The sequence below is a fragment of the Luteibacter sp. SG786 genome (assembly GCF_011759605.1).
In the GTDB taxonomy this organism is placed as follows: domain Bacteria; phylum Pseudomonadota; class Gammaproteobacteria; order Xanthomonadales; family Rhodanobacteraceae; genus Luteibacter.
Window position 1 is genome coordinate 1,853,898 of record NZ_JAAOYX010000001.1, and the last position, 21,013, is coordinate 1,874,910.

A 21,013-nucleotide genomic window follows, 5' to 3' on the forward strand; every position below is an offset into this window, starting at 1 on the left:
GCCCACGGTTCCGAGCGATGACCCAGGATTACAAGAACACCATCAACCTGCCGCAGACGGATTTCCCGATGCGTGGCGACCTGCCCAAGCGCGAGCCGGGCTGGCTGGCCACGTGGGAGCGCGTGGGCCGCTATGCGCAGATCCAGGAACGCACCGCCGGGCGCGACAAGGTTTTCGTGCTGCACGACGGCCCGCCCTACGCGAACGGCGCGATCCACCTCGGCCATGCGGTCAACAAGGTGCTGAAGGACGTGGTGGTCAAGTCGAAGCTGATGGCAGGCTACCGCGCGCCTTACGTGCCGGGCTGGGATTGCCACGGCCTGCCCATCGAGATCGCCATCGAGAAGAAGTTCGGCAAGGCGGGCGACAAGCTCAATGCCGCGGAATTCCGGCAGAAGTGCCGCGAATACGCCATGGCGCAGATCGACCTCCAGCGTGCCGACTTCAAGCGCCTGGGCGTGCTCGGCGATTGGGAAAAGCCGTATCGCACGCTCGACTTCACCTATGAGGCCGACATGATCCGCGCGCTGGCGCGCATCGTGGCGAATGGCCACGTGGTGCGCGGCGCCAAGCCCGTCTACTGGTGCTTCGACTGCGGCTCGGCGCTCGCCGAGGCGGAGATCGAATACGCCGACAAGACCTCGCCGGCCGTGGATGTGGCATACGACGCCGTCGATCCGGTGTCCTTCGGGGCGCTGTTCGGCATCGCCGCCGGCGACGCGGCCATCGCCGTGCCCATCTGGACCACCACGCCGTGGACGCTGCCGTCCAGCCAGGCCGTGTCGCTCGGCGGCGAGATCGAATACGTCCTCGTGGAAGGCCCGTCGCGCAACGGCAAGCCGCTGCTGCTGGTGATCGCCGCGGCGCTCGCGGAAAAGGCGCTGGCGCGTTACGGCGTGGATGCGGTGAACGTGCTCGGCCGCGTGCAGGGCGCAGTGCTGGAGAACCAGCAACTGCGTCATCCGTTCTATGACAAGCACGTGCCCATCATCCTTGGCGACCACGTGTCGGACGAGGACGGTACCGGTGCCGTGCATACCGCGCCCGATCACGGCGCGGAAGACTTCGCCGTGGGCCAGAATTACGGTATCGGCACGCTCAATTACGTGGACGGCCGAGGTGTCTATCGCGCCGACCTGCCGCTGGCGGGCGATGTCTCCTTCGCCGGCATGCACATCTGGAAGGCCAACGACCAGATCGTCGACCTGCTCCGCGACCGCGGCGTGCTGCTCGCCTCGGCGAAGCTCACGCACAGCTATCCGCACTGCTGGCGGCACAAGACGCCGGTGATCTTCCGCGCCACGCCGCAGTGGTTCATCGGCATGGAGCAGGCCGACCTGCGCCGCACCGCGCTCACCTCGATCAAGGCCGTGCGTTGGGTGCCGGGCTGGGGCGAGGAGCGCATCGCCGGCATGGTCGAAGGCCGTCCCGACTGGTGCATCTCGCGTCAGCGCACCTGGGGCGTGCCCATCACCCTGTTCATCGACAAGGACACGCACGAGCCACATCCGGACAGCGTCGAGCTGATGGAGAAGGTGGCGCGGAAGGTGGCCCTCGAAGGCATCGACTGCTGGTTCACCCTCGATCCGCGCGAACTCCTCGGCGACGATGCCGACCGCTACGAAAAGGTGACCGACGTCCTCGACGTCTGGTTCGACTCGGGCGTCAGCCACTTTGCGGTGGTGGGCGCGCGTCCGGAGCTGCAGGCCGGCAACGCCGGCGAATACAAGGTGATGTACCTGGAAGGTTCGGACCAGCATCGCGGCTGGTTCCAGTCCTCGCTGCTCACGTCGGCCGCCATCCACGGCCGGGCGCCGTACGACCACGTGCTGACCCACGGATTCACCGTGGACGCGCAGGGCCGCAAGATGTCCAAGTCGCTGGGCAACGGCATCGAGCCGCAGGACATCATGAAGACCCTCGGCGCGGACATCCTGCGTCTGTGGATCTGCTCCACCGATTACCGCAACGAGATGTCGCTCTCGGACGAGATCCTGAAGCGCGTGGCGGATACCTACCGGCGCATCCGCAACACCACGCGTTTCCTGCTCGGCAACCTGGACGGTTTCGATCCGGACAAGCACCTGATCGCCACCGACGCCTGCCTCGACCTCGACCGCTGGGCCGTGCAGCAGGCCGCCGATGTACAGGCCGCCATCGTCGCGGCGTACGAGCGTTACGACTTCCCCGAGATCGTGCAGCGCGTGCAGAACTTCTGCACGAACGAACTGGGCGCGTTGTACCTCGACATCACGAAAGACCGCCTCTACACGATGCCGACCGACAGCCTGGGCCGGCGCAGCGCGCAGAGCGCGATGTACCGCATCCTCGAAGCGCTGCTGCGCTGGCTGGCGCCCATCGTCAGCTTCACCGCCGAGGAAGCCTGGGCGGCCATGCCGGGCCGGCGCGACGAGTCGGTGCTGTTCGAGACCTTCTACGAAGGCCTTGACGTGCGCCAGGACGGCGACACGCGTGGCTGGTGGGGCACCTTGCTCGCCATTCGCGAGACGGCATCCCGCGTGCTCGAGGGCATGCGCAAGGCGGGCCAGATCGGCGCGTCGCTCGACGCCACGCTCACCATCCACGCCGATACCGCCACCCAGGCGGCCCTGGCCGAGTCCGCTCCGGAACTGCGTTTCTTCTTCATCACGTCCGACGTGACGCTCGCGCCGCTGGACGGCCGTCCGGCCACGGCGGAGCGCGTGGAGCTCGACGGGGCGGAGGTCTACGTGTCCGCGGCGGTGAGCGAGGCGGTGAAGTGCGTGCGTTGCTGGCACCATCGCCCAGACGTCGGCGTGGACCCGGCGCATCCGGAGATCTGCGGCCGCTGCGTGGAAAACGTGACGGGGCAGGGCGAAGACCGCCGCTACTTCTGACCGGCCGATATCCGCAAGCACCCGTGCCGTTGATGGCACGGGTTTTTCGTCACCCATGGCTTTCCGAATGACCGCACGCCTGAAACCGAACGCACTCTCCTGGCTCTGGCTCGCCGCCGCCATGATCGCCCTCGACCAGCTGACCAAGTGGTGGGCGCTCACGGCCCTGCAGCCGGCGGAGACGCCGCATCCGGTGATCCCGGGCATCCTCAACTGGACACTCACCTTCAATACCGGCGCGGCCTTCAGCTTCCTCGCCGACAGTGCCGGGTGGCAGCGCTGGTTCTTCGTGCTGCTGGCCGTGGGCGTGAGCGCCACGCTCGGCGTGTGGCTGTCGCGTACCCCGCGCGCCGACTGGCGCACCGCCGCGCCCCTGGCGCTCATCCTGGGCGGCGCCCTGGGCAACGTGATCGACCGGCTGCACGCGGCCAAGGTCACCGATTTCATTCAGGTGTTCCTGGGCAGCTATCCCTTCCCGGTGTTCAACGTCGCCGATTCGGCGATCAGCGTGGGCGCCGTGGCGCTGGTGGTGTTCAGCATGTTCGGCGGCCACAAGTCCGACGCCTGATCGCTGCTGCGCGGAGTGGATGGCCGCGGCTCGTTGTGGGAGCCGGCTTTGCCGGCGATCCCGCGGCAGCGGGCACCCTCGCGACCACATATCGCCGCTGAAGCGGCTCCCACAGGCCCCGGCCGGCAGGTCGTGCGATAATCGCCCTGTTCCGCGCCCACAGGCGCCCAGCCCGCTATCACGGCCCCCAGCGGCCCCGAGGTTCCCCTTGGACATCATCCTCGCCAACCCCCGCGGATTCTGCGCCGGCGTCGACCGCGCCATCGCCATCGTGGAGCGGGCGCTCGAGTCGTACGGCGCGCCCATCTACGTGCGCCACGAAGTGGTGCACAACCGCTACGTCGTGGAGCGCCTGCGCGCCGACGGTGCGGTATTCGTCGAGGAACTGCACGAAGTGCCCGACGGCTCCACCGTGATCTTCAGCGCGCACGGCGTGCCCAAGGCCGTGCGCGAGGAGGCCGACCGCCGTGGCCTCAACGTGTTCGACGCCACCTGCCCGCTGGTGACCAAGGTGCACATGGAAGTCGCGCGCCTCGGCCGCGCCGGCCACGACGTGGTGCTGATAGGCCACGCCGGTCATCCGGAAGTGGAAGGCACCATGGGCCAGTGGAACCCCGCCAACAGCGGCAGCATCTACCTCGTGGAATCGGTGGAGGACGTCGCGGCCCTGGAGCCGAAGCAGCCCGGCAAGCTGGCCTTCGTGACCCAGACCACGCTCTCGGTGGACGACACCATCGCCATCATCGGCGCGCTGCGGACGAAGTTCGCCACTATCGAGGGGCCGCGCAAGGACGACATCTGCTACGCCACGCAGAACCGCCAGGACGCCGTGCGCCGCCTCGCCGATGCGGTGGACCTGGTGCTCGTCGTCGGTTCGGTCAACAGCTCCAACTCGAACCGTCTGAAGGAACTGGCCGAGAAGCAGGGCGTCACCTCCTACCTCATCGACGGCGCCGAGCACATCGAGCGCAGCTGGCTCGAAGGCAAGTCCCGCATCGGCGTGACCGCCGGCGCTTCCGCACCCGAGAAGCTGGTGCAGGAGGTCATCGCCCGCCTGCAATCCTGGGGCTCCGGCACCGTCCGCGAGCTGGACGGCGAGGCCGAGAACATCACCTTCGCGCTGCCGAAGGAACTGCGCATGGCCGGCTGAGGCTTGCACGCCGCCCCGGGGTTCCCCTAGAATTCCGCTTCTCGCCGGAATAGCTCAGTTGGTAGAGCGCGTCATTCGTAATGATGAGGTCGTAGGTTCGATTCCTATTTCCGGCACCATGACTCGGTACACAGTACCTCACAGAAGCCCCTAAACGTCCGCTGTAGAACGGATTTTAGGGGCTTTCTGTTTCACCGTTCCCCACCGTATTTCCGCTCTGGCCTCATCGTGTTGCACAATCCCTGCACACGCATGTGCATGGGGATGAGCGATGGCGAGCATATACAGGCTCGGGAAGAAATGGCGGGCGCAGGTGTCCATTCGCGGGGTGCGACAGACTGAGGTCTTTCCGACCAAGCAGCAGGCGGCTGCATGGGCCATGGATAAGGAGGCGGCGGGTAAGGTGGGCAAGATGCCCAACCGGACCCTAGGGGATGCGCTTAAGCGATATGCCAAAGAGGTCGCCCCAGGAAGGGCAGGAGAGACATGGGAGGTAACCCGGTGTAAAGCCATGGAGAGGCTAGACATGGCGAAGATCCTCCTGAAAGACCTAGACCGATCCGACTTAGCCAGCTGGCGAGATGATCGGCTTAAGCAGGTCAAGCCTGCGACGGTCCTGCGCGACATCAATTTGCTCCGCGGGGTCTTCAAACTGTGTGCAGGTGAATGGCAATGGATGCACACGAGCCCACTAGAAGGGCTGAAGCTGCCCAAACCACCCAAGGGTCGCCGTAGGCGTATCACCGAAGACGAAATCAAGCGCATCCGGCTGGCCGGTGGGCTCGACAAGGGCTACGCCGTCCATACCGCTACCCAGCGCACCGTGATGGCCTTCCTGCTCGCCCTGGAAACGGCCATGAGGGCAGGGGAGATACTGAGCCTGCGGTGGAAGTACGTAGACCTCAAGAAGCGCGTGGCTCACCTCCCCAAGACCAAGAACGGCGATGAGCGTGATGTACCGCTCTCTACAACCGCCGTAACCATCCTGAAGGCGTTTCCAACGGATCAGGACCCTATCTTCGCTCTAGGCGACCGTGAGCGCGACGCTCTATGGCGTAAGGTGATGAAGAAGGCGGCCGTCGATGACCTTCACTTTCACGATTCCCGGGCCGAAGCTATTTGGGCGCTCTCCAAGAAACTGGACGTGTTGCAGCTTGCCAGAGCCATCGGCCACCGCGACCTTAAAAGCCTCATGATCTACTACAACGAGTCGGCCGAGGACATGGCTAAGCGGCTCGCTTAGCCCGGTTGCGCTTCATCCAGTCCCTAATCTCGTTGGGCCACCATAAGCGGACCTTCCGGCTCAACTCAAAGGGTGCCGGGAAGTCCGGCTTACAGGCGATCCGCTCAAGGAAGTGCCTGCGGGATATTCCTCCCATGTAGTTGCGCACATCGTCCGCATTCCACATGCCTTCGTCATTCGCTGCTTTCATATCATCCCTCCCCGTATCCCCATTCGGACAGCAGTCGTCGTGCCGCCCAGTCAATCCAGTGAGTAGCGTTCGTTCCTGAAAGATGCTCAGGTAGTGTGGTCATCGCCTGTACTAGCGCATGGGCCGCTGCGGCGTCGTGAGCCATCCCGCCCGGAGATTCAGATAAAACAACATTGCCGATGACCTCAGTCTTCAGCTTCACTCCCCACCCTCCGCTCGCGCTTGGTCGATGGCATGATCTGCCGCCTCGCCGGTCCAACGTGAGCACCCCTTGCCAAACTTTCCATGGGCGATCCAGAAGCCCTCCGTGCCGGTGGCGTCACGTATGTGTTTGTACCTCTCAGCATCCCGCACAGCCTCAACGAGCGCGGGGCCATGGGTGCGGATAAGTTCGGCACAACGGTTGTAGAAGTCGCTCCAGCCGCTTCTGTAGGGTTCGCCAAGGCGCTCTAGGCGTGTAATGCACGACTGAATGTCTCTCAGCATCGCCTCAGTGGTCATTTTCTCACTCCTTCGCATTGGCAGGCGCACGTCTCAAACATCCCCGGCCCGACAAGCAGTCCATCCCAATCACGGCACCAGTGCCAGCCCTCAGCTATCTCGTCTTGCGTCAGTTCGCCTATGCCCCTCCACATGAGATCGTTGTAGCGCTCCTGTTTCATTTACCCTCCATCGCCGCGATGAGGGCGGCTTTCATTGCTTTCCGATATTCAGCGCGAGTTTCTTCCGTGCAGGTTTCCCATGGACTCAACATTCCCATCCCGCGCACCTCCATGTGCTTCTTCGCGGCCCTCTCCACCATCGCCTCATCCACCTCGCGCTCGATGTGGGAGCGTAGGACAGAGATGGCCTCAAGTGCATCCGACAGGTTATCCGGCGATATGAAGTATCTGAGTCGATCAAAAGCCTGCTCAACCGTCATGCTCATTTCGCGTCTCCGGTGCGGGTGTTCCAGGCGGCTATAGCTTGAGCCTTCTGGTCTCCGCTGTGATAGCCGAAGTTGCCAGAACATGCCCCGCAATCGCCGTTGGTGCACTCAACATATGCCTCGCATGTGTCCTGTATGAACTCTGCCTCGTGTCCGCAAAAGGGGCAGTTTAGAATCTCGCTCATTCCCCATCCTCCTTCGGCGGTTTGGGTAGGGGCTGCCAGTGTGTATATGGTGCTTCCTGAGTTGGGCCTCTGCTACCAGGAGGTGCAACGGTGCAAAAGTGCTCATATGCATTTCCATGCTCGATCCAGAATCCTTCCTCTTTGGCATCGAGCATCTGGTGAAACTCGCCGTCCTCATGCCATCCAACGAGAACCGTAGCTCCGTTAGGCGCACTATCAATCGTTCTCCACCCACAATCGCCACTTACAGACTTCGCGTGCGCTAGCCAGCCGTCAATGAAGCCAGACCTCTCTATGCGGTGGACTTGCAACCTATTAGCCGCGTGATTAGCAGCCTTTCGCTCGTCTTCAATCTTCACTACTGCACCTCGCTACCCGCATCACGGGTGTCTTCGGTTTCGTCGTCCAATTTCGCGCTGCATGGCTTTGCCCACGAAAGGATGCGGAGGTGCCGACCTTGCGCATCGCCTCGGCCTTCGATGCCGCCTCTACGGTCCAATACTCGAATCCTCGGACGGGAACGCGGACGACGTAATTACCCACGGTCCACCTCCGGTGCGGCGGCGAGCATGGCCCGGTAGATGCCGTTCACGGTTGCCTTGCCCTCGCCGACTTTATCGACGTACAGAGCAGCAGCGACGCTCATTCCGGTCACGGGCTCGACCGGCACGAGCTTCCACCCCTCCGGCACCACCGCCCCGGCGCTGGGCGAGGCGTTCAGTCGCTTGCACATCCAGTCGAAGACCGCGTCGCGCATGCCCGGTGCCGCGCACACACCGGCCTCCCAGTCTTCGCGGGCCACACGGAACGACCCATGGCACAAGAATCCGTTGCCGTGGTGCCAACGTCCAGCTAGAGGAGGCTCCGTCACCTCGGCAGGCGTGGGGACAGCCGGGCGCGGGGTGACGTCGAGCGCGCCGCACACGTCCACCAGCATCATCGCCATGTTCGCCACGTCCGCGCCGTACTCGCGGATGCGTTCCTGGTCGTCGTCCTTCGCGGCTTTCTGAAGCTTCGCGAGGTGATAGAAGATTTCCAGTAGCGCCGTCTTCCGGTCCATCGCGAGCCAGCCCGGACGGTCGCCCTTGCCGGCGTTGGCGTGTAGTTCGCGGTCCATGAGCACGAGGAACGGCCGTAGCACATCGCCGTACTTGCCAGAAAGCACTCCATCGCCCACCGCCTGCTCGGGCTTCGGCTGGGCGGCGTATAGCAATGTTCCTTCCGGCAGGACCGGCACTCCATCCAGCACAACTGCCTCCATAGCTTCACCGCTTCGTGCCAAGCCCGAGTAAGTGACATGCCGGATCACAGCCATCGGCTCGCCCCTCGGCTGCTCGGCGGGCTGGGAGGAGAGGTGGGCGTCGATGGCGTCAATCCACCGCCCATACTTACCCGAGCGCTCCGCCATCTCTGCGCGCATTTCTTGCAGCGTCATTGTCTCTTTCGTGCTCATTCGACTACCTCCGTTTTTACGGATACGGAATCAGCGAATTCAAGGAACAGGAACACATCACCCTCGGCACCCTTTCGGTCAATCTCAGCCATCTTGTGAATGTCGGTCTCACCTTCGTAGTGATCTACTACCGGCTCGTATTCCCTGACAACGGTCATGGTTAAGCGAATCTTGCTCATGTGCGGCTCCTGGCGGCGTCGATAAGGCGAACAATGGCTTGCTCGTCCTTGCCGTCGATGCTTGTCCCATTCGTGGTTTCATAGCCATCAGCGACCTTGCTCCACCAGCAGATGAGGAACTTGGCACGCGAACCACCCTTGTTGTTCTCTGCGACGAGCCAGCGCCAACGCTCTGCGTCCTCTAGGGCGGCATCTAATGCCTCTACGGCCTGATCCCATCCCTTATTAAGCCTCTCAGCATCCGCCTCAAGCTCAGCAATGCGGGCGGCGTCGGAGGCGGCTTGGCGGAGCATTTTCCCTATGACGTGAAGATCGCAAGGCAGATGCGTATCGCCATGAACCTTACGGGCCATTTCGCGTAGCTGATCGGGGGTGTAGTGCTTACTCATGACTCCCTCCGCTCAGGCGTTGTGGTGGTGTACTTGTCCAGTTGGGAGCGCTGGCGACGCGACATTGGCTTACCTTCAGCTTGTGCAACCGTAGCGATTGCCAGGTACGCAGCATCGAACCAAGCAGGTGATGGACGGCCGTCATCGCACTGACCGGTTCGGTAGTTGGCGTAGACCTTCTCCTGCACGTCAGGAGGAACCAGCCGCCAGTGGTAGGCGCACATCAGGTGCTTAGGCGGGCAACCAGCGTTGCAGTAATTCGCGTGGCATGTGTGTGACATCACTCCCCCTTAGCCCTGACTTCAAGGATGCTGCTCAATACAACCGATCCGGCATCTGTCACTGCCTCGGCGTAGAAATTCGGGCAGACGATGTAGCGAACTTCACCGATGACGATTCGGCCATTGCTACGAAAGCTGATCCAGTCACCAGCCTTCACGTCTGGAGCTACGACGTGTTTCATCCCTTCTCTCCTTCCAGTGCGCGGCGGGCGATACCCGCATAGCTCTCGGCATCAGAAGCATCTATAGGTCCTAGTTCGGAGTCCTCGACAATGCTCATGAGAGCGCTCCTATACCTATTCCGCTCGGCTTGGAGGGCTTGGAATTCTTCGTGAGGTACGTACTTCGGTTCAGGTCCCGGCCCGAAAGACTCATCGGCACTGATTTGGTGCCGGTCGAGGATCGTAGGCTTCATACACCACCCCTGAACTTGGAGAGGGCTTCGCGGGCTTCATGAATTCGCGCCCATTCGGCGGGACCGTTCGTTTCGCTTGAATCAGCGATGGGCAGAAGTTCTTCCAGCGCCTCCATCAACCCCGCAACCTGCGACTCTGTTTCCAGTGCGTCGTCATAAAGCAGCCTTGCAGTATCTCTGGCGGCCTTAAGGTCGCTCGATGGATCGTTCTCGTGCATCGCGTGGAGGTAGTTCCAGACAGCGAGTGCGTCCTTCCTTCGGTTATTCGCCGTGTACCGCCTGCCCATACTCATGCGGCACCTGTTAGGCGAGTTGGTTTGCGCTTCATGGCCTCATCAATAAGCAGGCGCCCGGCATCTGTGAGTCCGTAGTAACCTGTTTTCCAGCCAGGACGAGCTAGCTTACGTCTAACGAGGGCACGACATCCGGAAAGAAGAGGCGCTGCGCCGTAACCTGCGACCTGTCGATCCCAATGCTCGCTACGCGACAGAAAGCGAATTGCCTTCCATTGCGTAGCGCTAAGTTCGGGGATGACCACATCCACCTCACCATTCATCGTCAGGGCCTCAGTAGTAGGAGTGGGGGCGGAATGGGGCGAATGGGATCGAATCGTCCTCTAACCCTCCCGTCCCGGCATCGCCATATGACTGCTCACGCTGCCGTCTTGGAGCCTGTCGCTGCTGCGGTCGTTCCTGACTGTCTGACGCCTGCTTTCCGCCCACCAGCTTGATGTCAGCCACGCGAACCGTGAGATAGGTCTTTCCCTCATGCTCACGCGTCCCAAGCTCACCCTGCACAAGTACCTGCGCGCCCTTAATCAAGTACTGAGAGACACCCTCGTACCGCTTACCCCATGCCGAACAGTCAAGCCAGATGGTCTGCTTCTTGTCGCCATATCCGGAATCGACGGCCAGTGAGAAACCGGTGACCGGTTCACCATTTCCCGTGTACCGGGTCACGGCGTCTTTGCCGATGCGGCCAACGTCGGAGAAGTTGATGCTCATAGTTATGCGGCCTCCTGGGCTGGCTTGGACTTGGCGGCGGCGTCGGCACGCTTGAGGGCGCTCCGCTGCTTGCTGTCGAAACGGGTCCAGAGGGCGATCTTCTCGTCAGAACTCAAGTTCTGGCTCTGGATGTGGTCGTGTGCGGCCACGGCGTCTTCGGAATCGAGAAGCGCTATAGCCTGAGTGGCAATCTCCATGAGGAAAGCCTGTTCTTCCTCGCCCATGGCCTCCCAAGCTCCCTCGGTCGGCGTTCCGGCTATATGGCGAGCCTGCGGGCGACCCGTTGCCTTCACTTCGTGCGAGGACGCGTCAGCGTCGTTGTCGCCCTCGGTAGGAATGGCGAATGTCTGGAAGGCGGCGTACTTGTAGGCTGCACTCATTGCCTTGTTGGTGGCCTTGTCGCCACGGTCCATCGCTTCGCCGAACGTACGCACCGTGTGCTTGCTGCCGTCCTCGGCCGAGACGAGATCGAATTCGGCCTCAACGGTCACGTAGAACAGGGCATTGCCGCCCTTGGCCGTTCGCTCGATCACTTCGCGGTTGAGCATACGAGGAAGTACGCACAGGCCGTGCTTGGCAAGGAGCGGCGACAGAGCGTTGTAGACCGCATCAATGCCGCGGAACTTGTACTTATCGAATGTGTTCTCGCTGTCCTTGCCGATGCCGGTTGCCGCAAGGTCGCGCTGTACCGCGTTGATAGCCTGGAAAACGTTCATTTCTATCCCTCGTCTACTGCATCTTCGTCGGTAGGAAACTGCTCGGAGGCGTATTTCTCGCTCTCGGACTGCATAAGATCCTCTGCCCGTTATCGGACGGGCGACCGTGTTGGTGTTGGGTTAGCCCCAGGTGCGATGTACTTCGGCTACCGTTTCATGGCCGTCGTACTCGTCAATTTCCCACTGGATGCCATCAGGTATTTCAACGATTTTTAGGGCAGCGTATTGGCCGCTAGCCTTGTCGCCAAGCTCGCGCACCACCCGAATAAGCAGCGGGTCGTCGCGCTCGATATCTCGGTCACAGATGGTCAACTTCGTATGCAATTCGTTGCTACGAATACGCTCGGCGTCGCTGGCAGACTTCCAGTCATCCTCACCAAGAATTCCATCCCTGAAATCCTCGGGCACCGTCCAGTAGGTAGTGAAGCTGTACTCCGTCTTTTCTGGATAAAGCTTCAATCCCTTCAATTCGGCGTAACGCTTAATTCCATCCTCGGATAAGCTGAATCCGCCGAAGCACTTATTGATGACAACTTCCATCGAGTATTCCTCTCTGTGATTAAGCGGACCGGCCCGCGCTGATCTCGGGCTTTGTGACCACGATGCTCGGCCAGAGTCACTCGCCATTATTTGAGCAGTGCAGAGCGCATCAGCCTGCGCATTCGGTCCTAGTGAGGCTGCTGAACCGGCCACTCACCGCTGCATTAAGCGGGGCTCCAACTTTCCAACAGCCTCACTAGAGCTCTTATGTCCTGAAGGGCGGCAGGGCGCGTTACTGGTGTGAGGCCACGCGCGGGAACCCAGGAGTGCGGCACCAGTTACCGTGTCAGTGCTTAACCAGCCAGAACAGCACGCCCATGAATATGTGCGGCAGCAGAATGGCGGTGAGTGCTATCTCAAAATCGGTGGGCTTGGACATCCACCAGCGCAGGAGGCGGGTCATGCTGGTTCGTCCGATGCTTCGCGCGGAGAGAGCGACTGGATTACTGCCATCGCAACGGCCTTGCGTCCATCGCCATACTTGAAGAATCGTTCCACCTCATCCCTGAGAACAGAGTCCAGGACGGACTTGGCGTTCTTGCTAATGACAGCAAGAAGGTTTTCGGGAGTGCAGTATTCCTCTACAGCCGTCTTCACGTACTCATCCATCTGCGCTTGGTATTGAGTCATGGCGGCGCAAATTGCGTGCTTCATGCCCTCAACTTCTAAGCGAATAATCGGAAAGTTCACGCCGCCACCCTCATCACCATGTGCCAGTCACGCGACCATCCGTCGAAAGGACCGACGTAGGTCACCGTTTGCGGGAAGCCGTCGATGAAGCGGACAAGACGGCAGCGGAACATCTTGGGGTTCTTTGGCAGAGTCACAGTCGCCCCCTTTGCTTTGCGTCTTCGTAGTCCAGATCGGCTCGCTCGGCGATGTATGTCGGGATGTATTTGTGCATAACCGTTACTGCTTGCAGGAGGTCGCCGGCACGCATCGACTTAGCAATCTTGTAGCGAGTACGGCGGTCCGCAAGAGAGTCGGCCATGGCTTCCAAAACGATGTCATCATCGGCCTGCAAGGTGCGGACGCGATTAGCGATCCACTCCATGGCGAATTCCTTTTCGTCCTCGGCGTCCAGGCGGCGGCTTTCGCATACGCTGTCGTAGTAGCGGTAGGAGGCATTCATACAACACCAACCATCCGGCCCAACAGGCCGAGCACCAGGATTAGGAGGGAGGGTTTCATGGGTCTACCCCATTTAGACGGTTGAGTTCATTCACGAAGCGAATTGCCGTGCGCGGATAGCAAATCCACCGAACAGGCCGCCAACCACGAAGCACATACCGACGCCACAATGGATTCCACGTCACTACATACCTCGCACCGTTGGCGCTCACAGCGCACCTCCCGTGGCTTTGGCTAGAGATTCTCGGATAAGCGCGAGAGGTTCTTCGGTGTCTCCCTCGGTGCTGACGAATGCGACGCTATCCAGAAGCCTTTCGCATGCATGCAGCGCCCGAAGCATTTGCGGGATGGCGGCGATTTCGTGCGCGTCCTGCCTCGCTTGCTGCGTATACCCCTTGTTGGGAATGGTCGCGACTTTTCGGCGGCTGTCACTGGCATCCTCAAACACCACGAGAATGCCCGCCCCATATCCAACCTTGCGCTGCACATCCACATTCCCCTCACCCATGGGACACCTCCAGGCGGGCGAGTCCTTTGCGAAGTATTGAAGCGTTATCGTCGAGAATCGCGCGCTCAAAACCTGGAGTTACCGGATAATTCGCCACGTCCCGTACCCGTTCAATGAATTCGGCCAAAGCGTCGTGTGCAACGAGAAGGTCGTCGGGTATGGCTTGGTGACCGTCTCGGATGAGAAGCGAAGCCGCCTCTCGCATGATGTACAAGACATCCACCTTCCGCGTATCGGTGCTCATGACTTGTCTCCCACTTGAGTCAGCATTGCGGTAGCGATGGCGTCGGCCTCTTGTGCTACCCAGCCAGCTGTAGCAGCACTGTATTCGCCAGCGGCAAGAAGGCCCTGCATTGCAAGTCCCGCGTACCACTGGTGAAGGCTCATGCCGCCGTAGCTGTAGACGTTTGCGAAGCGGAAATCGCTGCCGTCGTGGTAATCGACATGCGTGCTGACTTCCGGAAAGGCGGAACCGCCGTTCTCGGTGCTCATGCCGTGGGCTCCTGCTTGGACTTGGACGACTCGGCGGCGTTCTTGGCGCGCAGGGCGTCGATAGCCGAGGCGAACTGAGCGACGAACTCGGCATCGCCCGGGCCAAGGTCGAACTCAAGCGGGGCCGGAAGCTCCGCGGGCTTGAAATGGTCGTGGCCGGTGATGAGATGGGCTCGGATCATGGTTCAGGCCTCCACGATCCGTCCGAAGGAGCGGCCAAGTTCGAAAACGGCGCCAACCATTTCCTCGTTGCCACTGGTGCGGAACTGACGAAGAAGCGCGAGCGTGTCTTCGTCCGTATTCCAGGTCTTACCGTTTGCTTCGAAAGCCATCATGGGTCTGCTCCCTGCCGGGTAATCCGGCTTGGAAGCTAAGGTAAGCCATACTTACATTCGGTGCAAGTAAAACTTACCTATCGATGTAAGGTGCTCTTACGTAGTTTAACTATCGTTCAGTCAGTGGGCGTCCTTAGCTCCGTCTCAGGCTAGGCGACGGGCATGGCGGACGATGGACGCCAACACAGGAGGACAGCCATGCAAGAGACCATCTACTTCGTACAGGGCTTCAAGGCTGGTAAGCGCGGCCAGTTGGTGCCGCTCGAAGCGGTGGGGTGCGCTACCGAGAGCCAAGCCATGGCCCGGGCTGAAAGGCTAGGGGATGCCCTTGCCGGCGCGCTGGCCTGGAGCCAGACAGCGGACGTGGATGCCGGGGAGTACGGGGAGCCGGTGGTGCTGGTTAGGGTGGGGCAGGTTCCCGAAATGGTCTGACAGAGGGCGGGGAGTTAGAATGCGTCTATACTGAAAAGGACTTGGCGTGGCTCTTAACTTCCATCCGGACCCTGGCACGATTCTGATCGCTGACTTCGGGCATCACAAAGTCCCAGAGATCACTAAGCGTAGGCCTGTCATCGTGATCTCCCCTAGGCTTAGGCAGCGAGATGGTTTATGTACGGTGGTTCCTTGCAGCACGACAGTACCGAGGAAGATGCAGCCCTATCACCACAAGCTGACGGTCGTTCCCGCGCTGCCTTATCCGTACGATCACGAAGAAATGTGGTTAAAGGCTGACTTGGTATACACGCTATCGTTCGAGCGACTCTTCTTGCCGTTTATCGGCAAGAACGCCAAAGGCGACCGAATCTATGACGTTCGGCACATTTCTGACAACGATCTCAATGACATACGTGACTGCGTGCGGTCAGGATTAGGACTCTAGGAGTTGACTTCTGGAACGCCCGGTTGCATATTTAAGCCGTACCCGCTCTGCATAGGCTATGCCGACGCATCGGGCAGAAGTCCCCCGAAAGGGGGCCGTCGCACATCGGAGATTGCAATCCAGTGTGGCGTCTACCGGGCCCCGTAGAAATACGGGGCCTTTGCTTATTTGGCGTCAGGAAACGAAACCCCGCCTAGGCGGGGTTTTTTATGCCTGCCGACCACTAGGAGGCAAGATCCCGCCCACATGGTGGATGGCCTCGATGTCGTCCTCGGCGATGACCAGGCGCTCGCCGGTCGAGATTGCGTTGAGCACGTACTCGCCGTCCCGGTGCCATAGGAACTCCTTCACGGTGCTCCGGCCATCCACGAGCTTGACCATAACGAACTCGCCCATCTGCGGGCTCTTGTTCGGCTCGATGACTACGTACCAGCCCGATCGGATGGCTGGGTGCATAGATCCGCCGCGGACCTGTAGGACATAGGCGTCCCTGTCCGTGGTCGGAAACTCGAAGTAGCCGTCCCCCTGGCCCTTCGGATATTCAAGATCGGTCCAGTAACCATCCATCCCCAAGCTCGCCGTACCCACCACGGGCACCCTCCTGAATGACGAGCGGGGAATATGCCCCGCGGTCGCATCAGATGGTGAGACTGGACTATCGGTCCCCTCGATCAGCCAGGAAAGAGACACCCCGAGAACTTTGGCGACGGTTCGCAGCTGATCCGTGTTCGGCTTGGTGCGATTCTCTGCGTTCGCAGTCTCCCACAACCCGACCGCCACGCGACTTAAGCCCACATGCTCGGCGAGATCGGCCTGGCTCATCTTTTTGGCTTTTCTTGCCTCTCTGAGGCGATCCCACAGCTGTGTAGTCATGGGAAAGAAGTGTAAGTGCTTCTTTCCATTTGTGATGTAAGCAGGGCTTGCGTTCATAGGTAAGTTTGGCTTACCCTCGCGACATGGACACGAAAACCATCATCCAGAAAGCAGGCGGTCCCGCAGCGGTTGCGCGGATCTTCGGCATAACTAGCCAAGCGGTTTCTCAATGGGAAGCCATCCCCGCCGACCGCTGTAAGCGAATCGAGGAAGTCACGGGCGGCAAGGTCACGTGTCACCAGATGCGCCCGGACGTCTTTGGCGCAATGCCCATTAAGACCAAGCGGACTGCCGCATGAACCTCGGCAAGGACTGTTTTCGTTTGAAGGGATGGGTTCCATCCCCTTTTTTTAACCTGACGAGTTTGTCCCACGCAGTCCCACGGCGTGGGAACAGGGGGTAACCAGTGACAAAGATCGTCTACGAAACCTACGAAGACGCAATCCGAGACGCCGTAACAGCGCTTGGTGGCTTTAAGAAGGTGGGTTCCATGCTCTGGCCTGCGATGCCTGCTGACGATGCAGGAAGGAAGCTGTCCGCCTGCCTCAACACAGAAAAGCGGGAAAAGCTTGATCTTGGCGAACTCCGCCTTATCCGCCACGCCGCCCGTGCGCAGGGCATCCATACGCTCATGTTCTACGAGGCTCGCGACTCTGGTTATGCCGAGCCCACACCCGTCACGCCGGAAGACGAGAACGCGCAGCTGATGCGTGAATTCATCGCCGCCACGAAGGTTCTGGAGTCCATCCAGAACCGTATGAAGATCCCGGGAGGCAACTAATGAACGCAGTGCTCAACCCAGGTCGTACAGGCCGAGACGTCGGCATGGCCCGCTCAACCGCCCATGCCGACGACTGTCACGCCGACTGGTCATCCATGGCCTATTTCTCGCTGCGGAACTTCATCCGTAAGCACAAGGCGAATTTCACAGCCGAGGAAGCCCGCGGATGGGCTCACACCAAGGGCTTGCCTATGCCGCCTGACGGAAGGGCCTGGGGCACTGTCTTCCAGCGCGTCGCTCGTGAGGGCTACATCCGCAAGATCGCCTACCGCCAAGCCACTGGCAAGGCATGCCACATGCACCCAGTCACGCTGTGGAAGGTGGTTGAGTAAGTATGGACTGGTTTCGCCTCTACGCCGAGTTCTCTACTGACCCCAAGGTTCAGATGATGAGCGAGGCCATGCAGCGTCGTCTCGTGATGCTGTTCTGCCTTCAGTGTGGAAACGGTATTGAAACGTTTCATGAAACGGAGCGCGAAACATCCATAGCATTTGCGATGCGTGTTTCGGCCGAAGAAATCGCCGCCACCAAGGCCGAATTTCTCCGCCGTGGATTCATCAACGATGACTGGACGCTGCGCAACTGGAGCAGCCGCCAATACGCCTCAGACTCAAGCACAGAGCGGGTTAGGAGGCATCGAGAGGCCAAGAAGCAGGGCCATGAAAGTGATGGAAACGAAGTGAAACGTTTCAGTAACGGCCTAGAACAGATACAGAACAGAACAGATACAGAACAGAAAGAGCAAAAGCTTTCTGCTCGGCACGATGCTCGCGCCAAGCCAGTCGATGAATCTCCGGTCGTGATTGGCATTCCGCTGAACGATTCATCCGAGTACCCGATCACTGAGCGTCAGGTATCCGAGTTCGCCGAGTTGTACCCGGCAGTAGATGTTCGCCAGGAATTCCGCAGTATGCGCGCGTGGTCGCTTAGTAACCCCACCAAGAGGAAGACGCGTGGCGGGTTGCTCAAGTTCGCGAATGCGTGGCTATCCAAGGCTCAGAACGAAGCGCCACAAGCCAGCCAGAGAGGTTCGCCACCTCGTGGGCCGACGAGCAAGACCGGCGAGGCAGTGATGAAACTTCAAGGGGTAATCAATGGAAACCAATTGGATCGAAACCGAGATCGCCAAGGGCTTACAGGGCCTGTTGTGCTTGAGCTTGGACCGTCAGCCGGCGCTTGAGTTGATCGAGGGAACGCTAGCGATGTGGTGCAAGGTCATCACTAACGGACGGGTGTTCGACGAGCGCCGGGATACACCTCGCTTCCGCGCCGCGTTCATGACGCTAGCCGGTCGTCGAACATGGCCCGTTCCACAGGATTTCATCGAAGCGTTGCCAAGCAATGTGACGCCCATCCACAAGCCGAAGCTTCTTGACGACGAGAGGACGAAGAAGGCGCGACTAGTCGCCTTTGACGAAATCCGCAAGACGCTAGGCATCAAGAAGCCCGAAGGAGACGACGCAGCATGAGCCCGACATCCACCACCATTTGCTCCGTACTTGAACAAGGCCCGCACACCATCGCGCAGCTTCGCGAGATCACCGGCAAGGGCTACGAATACATCCGCCAGTCACTTCAGGCGCTCGCCGAAGAAGGCAAGGTGAAGCGCGGCGAGAAGACCCGGGCCGGACGCATGGGGCCGCCAACGTACTTCTGGGAACGTGTGCCGTGATCCTCTCCCACCTCCTAACCCGAGCCCTCATCTGCGCCCGCCACGGCCACGAGTGGCTTAAGGCGCATCGCAAGGACGGCTCGTCCTACTTCCGCTGTGTTGGGTGCAATGAGGTGCGGTCGTGAAGCCGTTGACCATGAACGAAATCGCCTACCGAGTGGCTAAGTACGGTCGCGTCACTCGCGATGAGCCGCGCCAAGAGGAACTGGACGCCATCATCGCGCAGATTCGGGATCTTACCTTGCTTACGGCGATTAACCACACGCGGACATACGTCTGCTCGAACTGCTTTGGCTCGGGATTTGGGCCTGACGGCAAGCCTTGTCAGGTTTCGCATTCCTACTCGACTCCGCAAGTAGCCTCCCCATGACCTCCCAAACCGTCATCCTCCAGCCAGGCAACGCCCCTGATCGCATCAAGCGCGTATGGGCGCTGTGCAAGGAAATCCTCCAGTTCGGTAAGGCAGTGAGGGTGACCTTGGATGAGTACCAGTCGAAGCGCTCAGCGGAGCAGAACGCGCTCTTTCATGCCGTCTGCGGCGACTTGTCCAAGCAGATGCCATGGGCAGGCCACAGCATCGACACCGAAGGCTGGAAGCGACTCCTAGTGGACGCCTGGGCGCGGGCTGAGCGGAAGTCGCAGGGGCATATCGTGCCGTCTCTCGATGGCCTGTCTGTGGTGGCGCTGGGCATCCAGACCCGCCGCCTATCCGTGGGCGACATGGCCGACCTGATCGAGTTCGCAATCTGCTTCGCCACCGAGCATGGGGTGCGGCTGCACGATGACAGGAGGGCAGCGTGATCATAGACCTGATCGTTAATCATACCTTCCGATTCATTGGTATCGCTTGGGCCCTAATCATAGGCTATGAGGTCATGATCTGGGCAATGCCAAAGATGGTTAGGTATGTCCGCGCCTGGCTCTACGTCCGCTTCTTCATCCGCTACGAGATGGCTGGGTGTGCGGTTGAGGCTAAGGCTAGGGAGGGCATGAAGTGAAATGGCTCCCATTGAACACTCGGCCCAAGGCTGAGTCCCAATCCTACCTCGTTCGCCTACCTGGTAATGATGTTTGCTCCGAGCTTGCCGTTCAGGTGTCAAATTTCGAAGGGGAAATGTACGCAGACTGCCGGGACGGACTTATCGACTGGGAGGATAGGATCACTGGTGCCACGCACTGGGCATGCTTACCGAAGATGGGTCCGATATGACCACCGCAGCCGAACGCAAATGGTTCGCTGCTGTGGCCTCTCTGGAATCGTGCGTATTGTGCGGACGATTCGGGGTTCAGGTAGCACACTCCAATCAGGATCGAGGCATGGGCCAGAAGTCGCCTGCATGTGCGACCGCCGCCCTGTGCCCTGAGTGCCATCACCAGATCGACAATGGCCGAGATCTTCCTCAGGACGAGCGCCGGCGGCTGATGGATCGCGCCATCGTGAAAACCCACATCGCGCTAGCTGAGCGTGGGCTGCTGAGGCTGGCCGCATGACGCCGACCCAGCGAAGCCTTGCCCATCTCCGGAAAGAGGGCTACCGGGTCGCCATCGTGGAAAAGTGGAATCCCCACGCCCGCATCCGCCAAGACCTCTTTGGTTGCGTAGATCTTCTGGCGATCAAGGCAGGAGAGACTCTGGCCGTGCAGACAACTAGCGGAAGCAACGTTGCCGCTCGCGTGAAGAAGATCGCCGAGGCTGAGGCCATAGCCGACATACGAGCGGCTGGCTGGACATTCCACGTCCACGGCTGGCGGAAGAACGCTCAGGGTAAGTGGGTGCTTAGGGTGGAGGACGTTTCGTGAATGAGCGTCTATCTGCATCTACATCACGCCCTACGGATCATGCGCCAGGAGCCGGACTGGCGAAAATGGGGAACGCTTATCGATGCCCTGACGGCAGAACAGCAGGCCGAGGTAAGGCCATGGCTACGGGAACGAGCGGAGATCGCCAAGTATCGCGCACGGGGTACGAGAACCACTCCACCCATGGACTTCAAGAAAGCCTCAAAGCGGCGATGACGGCTATGGCTACGGCCCAGGGGCGGATCACTCGGATCAAGCGGGAGATCAAGCGGAGGCAGCGCCATGGGTGATCCCTGCCAGAAGATTGGCTATCGCTCCAAGGCCGTCGCTAAGCGGAAGCTGCGCCGACTGAAGTCGCTACGTCGCAAGCAGTTCGCCATGAAGACCGAAGACCACGCCTATCACTGCCCAAACTGTGGGCGCTT

General features: G+C 60.5%; 33 protein-coding genes and 1 tRNA gene. 15 read left to right on the forward strand and 19 right to left on the reverse strand.

The features are described 5' to 3' along the window. Positions 1 to 17 precede the first annotated feature (17 nt). From ileS to FHS47_RS08450, 5 genes are all read left to right on the forward strand, one after another. Complete coding sequence (gene ileS / locus FHS47_RS08430) at positions 18 to 2,876, forward strand: isoleucine--tRNA ligase (protein ID WP_167025606.1); 2,859 nt, start codon at positions 18 to 20, stop codon at positions 2,874 to 2,876. A gap of 67 nt (positions 2,877 to 2,943) precedes the next feature. Beyond that, positions 2,944 to 3,444, forward strand: a complete 501-nt coding sequence (gene lspA, locus FHS47_RS08435; RefSeq protein ID WP_167025609.1) for a signal peptidase II — start codon at positions 2,944 to 2,946, stop codon at positions 3,442 to 3,444. A 208-nt stretch (positions 3,445 to 3,652) separates the two neighbouring features. Continuing rightward, complete coding sequence (gene ispH, locus FHS47_RS08440) at positions 3,653 to 4,594, forward strand: 4-hydroxy-3-methylbut-2-enyl diphosphate reductase (protein ID WP_167025611.1); 942 nt, start codon at positions 3,653 to 3,655, stop codon at positions 4,592 to 4,594. Between the two features lie 43 nt (positions 4,595 to 4,637). After that, positions 4,638 to 4,713, forward strand: a tRNA-Thr gene (locus FHS47_RS08445). Between the two features lie 152 nt (positions 4,714 to 4,865). Further along, positions 4,866 to 5,837 carry a site-specific integrase gene (locus tag FHS47_RS08450; RefSeq protein WP_167025614.1) on the forward strand — a complete coding sequence of 324 codons (972 nt, stop codon included), beginning with the start codon at positions 4,866 to 4,868 and terminating at the stop codon, positions 5,835 to 5,837. Between the two features lie 191 nt (positions 5,838 to 6,028). On the opposite strand, the gene FHS47_RS08455 is transcribed toward FHS47_RS08450, so the two are convergent. The 18 genes from FHS47_RS08455 to FHS47_RS08545 all read right to left on the reverse strand — a co-directional run bounded on the left by FHS47_RS08455 (position 6,029) and on the right by FHS47_RS08545 (position 14,583). Then, entirely contained in the window at positions 6,029 to 6,229 is a 201-nt protein-coding gene (locus tag FHS47_RS08455) for a hypothetical protein (protein WP_167025617.1), read from the reverse strand. Between the two features lie 456 nt (positions 6,230 to 6,685). Beyond that, positions 6,686 to 6,955, reverse strand: a complete 270-nt coding sequence (locus FHS47_RS08460; RefSeq protein WP_167025620.1) for a hypothetical protein — start codon at positions 6,953 to 6,955, stop codon at positions 6,686 to 6,688. 720 nt (positions 6,956 to 7,675) lie between these two features. Continuing rightward, on the reverse strand, positions 7,676 to 8,593 hold the full coding sequence (locus FHS47_RS08470) for a hypothetical protein (RefSeq protein ID WP_167025625.1): 918 nt from the start codon (positions 8,591 to 8,593) through the stop codon (positions 7,676 to 7,678). Then, positions 8,590 to 8,772 (reverse strand): hypothetical protein, encoded by a 183-nt coding sequence (locus tag FHS47_RS08475; RefSeq protein ID WP_167025628.1) that lies wholly within the window; start codon positions 8,770 to 8,772, stop codon positions 8,590 to 8,592. The genes FHS47_RS08470 and FHS47_RS08475 overlap by 4 nt, the downstream gene beginning before the upstream one ends. Beyond that, entirely contained in the window at positions 8,769 to 9,161 is a 393-nt protein-coding gene (locus FHS47_RS08480; protein ID WP_167025631.1) for a hypothetical protein, read from the reverse strand. Before FHS47_RS08480 ends, FHS47_RS08475 begins: the two co-directional genes overlap by 4 nt. Positions 9,162 to 9,441: 280 nt before the next feature. Further along, on the reverse strand, positions 9,442 to 9,624 hold the full coding sequence (locus FHS47_RS08485; RefSeq protein WP_167025633.1) for a hypothetical protein: 183 nt from the start codon (positions 9,622 to 9,624) through the stop codon (positions 9,442 to 9,444). A 229-nt stretch (positions 9,625 to 9,853) separates the two neighbouring features. Next, positions 9,854 to 10,075, reverse strand: coding sequence for a hypothetical protein (locus FHS47_RS08490; protein ID WP_167025636.1), 222 nt, complete (start codon positions 10,073 to 10,075; stop codon positions 9,854 to 9,856). Positions 10,076 to 10,423: 348 nt separating this feature from the next. Beyond that, positions 10,424 to 10,861: a single-stranded DNA-binding protein gene (locus FHS47_RS08495; RefSeq protein WP_167025638.1), complete on the reverse strand. Its 438-nt coding sequence runs from the start codon at positions 10,859 to 10,861 to the stop codon at positions 10,424 to 10,426. Positions 10,862 to 10,863: 2 nt separating this feature from the next. Beyond that, a complete protein-coding gene (locus tag FHS47_RS08500) occupies positions 10,864 to 11,577 on the reverse strand; it encodes an ERF family protein (RefSeq protein ID WP_167025640.1) in 714 nt (237 codons plus the stop codon). Between the two features lie 120 nt (positions 11,578 to 11,697). Beyond that, positions 11,698 to 12,117: a hypothetical protein gene (locus tag FHS47_RS08505; RefSeq protein WP_167025643.1), complete on the reverse strand. Its 420-nt coding sequence runs from the start codon at positions 12,115 to 12,117 to the stop codon at positions 11,698 to 11,700. A 399-nt stretch (positions 12,118 to 12,516) separates the two neighbouring features. Next, complete coding sequence (locus tag FHS47_RS08510) at positions 12,517 to 12,807, reverse strand: hypothetical protein (protein WP_167025646.1); 291 nt, start codon at positions 12,805 to 12,807, stop codon at positions 12,517 to 12,519. Further along, complete coding sequence (locus FHS47_RS08515) at positions 12,804 to 12,944, reverse strand: hypothetical protein (protein WP_167025649.1); 141 nt, start codon at positions 12,942 to 12,944, stop codon at positions 12,804 to 12,806. Before FHS47_RS08515 ends, FHS47_RS08510 begins: the two co-directional genes overlap by 4 nt. Further along, entirely contained in the window at positions 12,941 to 13,249 is a 309-nt protein-coding gene (locus tag FHS47_RS08520; protein ID WP_167025652.1) for a hypothetical protein, read from the reverse strand. The genes FHS47_RS08515 and FHS47_RS08520 overlap by 4 nt, the downstream gene beginning before the upstream one ends. Positions 13,250 to 13,456: 207 nt before the next feature. Continuing rightward, positions 13,457 to 13,756 carry a hypothetical protein gene (locus tag FHS47_RS08525; protein WP_167025655.1) on the reverse strand — a complete coding sequence of 100 codons (300 nt, stop codon included), beginning with the start codon at positions 13,754 to 13,756 and terminating at the stop codon, positions 13,457 to 13,459. Beyond that, a complete protein-coding gene (locus FHS47_RS08530) occupies positions 13,749 to 14,000 on the reverse strand; it encodes a hypothetical protein (protein ID WP_167025656.1) in 252 nt (83 codons plus the stop codon). The genes FHS47_RS08525 and FHS47_RS08530 overlap by 8 nt, the downstream gene beginning before the upstream one ends. Continuing rightward, positions 13,997 to 14,248 (reverse strand): hypothetical protein, encoded by a 252-nt coding sequence (locus FHS47_RS08535; RefSeq protein WP_167025659.1) that lies wholly within the window; start codon positions 14,246 to 14,248, stop codon positions 13,997 to 13,999. The genes FHS47_RS08530 and FHS47_RS08535 overlap by 4 nt, the downstream gene beginning before the upstream one ends. Beyond that, positions 14,245 to 14,430: a hypothetical protein gene (locus FHS47_RS08540; protein WP_167025662.1), complete on the reverse strand. Its 186-nt coding sequence runs from the start codon at positions 14,428 to 14,430 to the stop codon at positions 14,245 to 14,247. Before FHS47_RS08540 ends, FHS47_RS08535 begins: the two co-directional genes overlap by 4 nt. Positions 14,431 to 14,433: 3 nt before the next feature. Next, positions 14,434 to 14,583: a hypothetical protein gene (locus FHS47_RS08545; RefSeq protein WP_167025665.1), complete on the reverse strand. Its 150-nt coding sequence runs from the start codon at positions 14,581 to 14,583 to the stop codon at positions 14,434 to 14,436. A 198-nt stretch (positions 14,584 to 14,781) separates the two neighbouring features. Here FHS47_RS08545 and FHS47_RS08550 point away from each other — a divergent pair, with 198 nt between their 5' ends. Next, complete coding sequence (locus tag FHS47_RS08550) at positions 14,782 to 15,015, forward strand: hypothetical protein (RefSeq protein WP_167025668.1); 234 nt, start codon at positions 14,782 to 14,784, stop codon at positions 15,013 to 15,015. Positions 15,016 to 15,670: 655 nt separating this feature from the next. Here the strand turns inward: FHS47_RS08550 and FHS47_RS08560 are convergent. Beyond that, positions 15,671 to 16,393: an XRE family transcriptional regulator gene (locus FHS47_RS08560; RefSeq protein ID WP_343203516.1), complete on the reverse strand. Its 723-nt coding sequence runs from the start codon at positions 16,391 to 16,393 to the stop codon at positions 15,671 to 15,673. 349 nt (positions 16,394 to 16,742) lie between these two features. On the opposite strand from FHS47_RS08560, the gene FHS47_RS08570 reads away from it, so the two are divergent. The 9 genes from FHS47_RS08570 to FHS47_RS08610 all read left to right on the forward strand — a co-directional run bounded on the left by FHS47_RS08570 (position 16,743) and on the right by FHS47_RS08610 (position 20,588). Next, positions 16,743 to 17,117, forward strand: a complete 375-nt coding sequence (locus FHS47_RS08570; protein ID WP_167025679.1) for a hypothetical protein — start codon at positions 16,743 to 16,745, stop codon at positions 17,115 to 17,117. Next, positions 17,117 to 17,449 carry a hypothetical protein gene (locus tag FHS47_RS08575; protein ID WP_167025682.1) on the forward strand — a complete coding sequence of 111 codons (333 nt, stop codon included), beginning with the start codon at positions 17,117 to 17,119 and terminating at the stop codon, positions 17,447 to 17,449. Before FHS47_RS08570 ends, FHS47_RS08575 begins: the two co-directional genes overlap by 1 nt. A 2-nt stretch (positions 17,450 to 17,451) precedes the next feature. Beyond that, entirely contained in the window at positions 17,452 to 18,297 is an 846-nt protein-coding gene (locus FHS47_RS08580) for a hypothetical protein (RefSeq protein ID WP_167025685.1), read from the forward strand. A gap of 22 nt (positions 18,298 to 18,319) precedes the next feature. After that, a complete protein-coding gene (locus FHS47_RS08585) occupies positions 18,320 to 18,586 on the forward strand; it encodes a hypothetical protein (protein WP_167025688.1) in 267 nt (88 codons plus the stop codon). Continuing rightward, positions 18,583 to 18,789, forward strand: a complete 207-nt coding sequence (locus FHS47_RS08590; RefSeq protein ID WP_167025691.1) for a hypothetical protein — start codon at positions 18,583 to 18,585, stop codon at positions 18,787 to 18,789. Before FHS47_RS08585 ends, FHS47_RS08590 begins: the two co-directional genes overlap by 4 nt. A gap of 366 nt (positions 18,790 to 19,155) precedes the next feature. Beyond that, positions 19,156 to 19,590 carry a recombination protein NinB gene (locus FHS47_RS08595; RefSeq protein ID WP_167025693.1) on the forward strand — a complete coding sequence of 145 codons (435 nt, stop codon included), beginning with the start codon at positions 19,156 to 19,158 and terminating at the stop codon, positions 19,588 to 19,590. Continuing rightward, a complete protein-coding gene (locus FHS47_RS08600) occupies positions 19,587 to 19,787 on the forward strand; it encodes a hypothetical protein (RefSeq protein WP_167025695.1) in 201 nt (66 codons plus the stop codon). Before FHS47_RS08595 ends, FHS47_RS08600 begins: the two co-directional genes overlap by 4 nt. A gap of 319 nt (positions 19,788 to 20,106) precedes the next feature. Continuing rightward, positions 20,107 to 20,280 carry a hypothetical protein gene (locus FHS47_RS19570; RefSeq protein WP_208381866.1) on the forward strand — a complete coding sequence of 58 codons (174 nt, stop codon included), beginning with the start codon at positions 20,107 to 20,109 and terminating at the stop codon, positions 20,278 to 20,280. Continuing rightward, entirely contained in the window at positions 20,277 to 20,588 is a 312-nt protein-coding gene (locus FHS47_RS08610; protein WP_167025701.1) for a hypothetical protein, read from the forward strand. The genes FHS47_RS19570 and FHS47_RS08610 overlap by 4 nt, the downstream gene beginning before the upstream one ends. The last annotated feature ends 425 nt before the right edge of the window (positions 20,589 to 21,013 follow it).